Origin of the sequence: Myxococcus llanfairpwllgwyngyllgogerychwyrndrobwllllantysiliogogogochensis (assembly GCF_006636215.1) — a bacterium.
GTDB lineage: Bacteria > Myxococcota > Myxococcia > Myxococcales > Myxococcaceae > Myxococcus > Myxococcus llanfairpwllgwyngyllgogerychwyrndrobwllllantysiliogogogochensis.
The window spans coordinates 1-412 of record NZ_VIFM01000893.1 but is presented as its reverse complement, the minus strand read 5'-3'; the positions used below and the strand labels follow the sequence as shown (position 1 = coordinate 412).

The 412-nt window shown below is 65.0% G+C and carries 1 protein-coding gene; it reads right to left on the bottom strand.

The window, feature by feature from the left end:
* Positions 1 to 169: 169 nt before the first annotated feature.
* A partial coding sequence (locus FJV41_RS56225; protein ID WP_220138052.1) for a hypothetical protein occupies positions 170 to 412 on the bottom strand: 243 nt, incomplete at its 5' end.

Sequence of the window (412 nt, the reverse complement as noted above, 5' to 3'; positions counted from 1 at the left end):
CCGATCGCCAGCAGCCCCGGGATGACCACCAGTAAATAGGCGGCGGCGAGAAAGCCGGTGATCCCGGCCAGGCATTCGGTGCGTAGCGTGCCGCCGCGCGAGCGCAGCGCAAAGCGGCGCTCCAGCCAGTTAGCGCGGGCGGAAGAGTGAAGTGTGTTATCGGCCATGCTCAGGCTCCCTGAGGATTATTGTTGTGATCGGTTGGCTCCGGGATCTCCCGGCAGGCTATCAACGGGTCGACTATCTGGCGGCTGCCGCCGTCGGTCAGACCCAAATCGGTTAAATGCGGCCCGGCGTTACAGGCAAGGCAGGTGCCTTCAATGGCCTTGAAGACCCGGTACGGCGGCTCCCAGTCGGCGACTTGGCTGCTCAGATCGCGCAGCTCGCGGAACTGACGCGCCAGTTCCGCGGC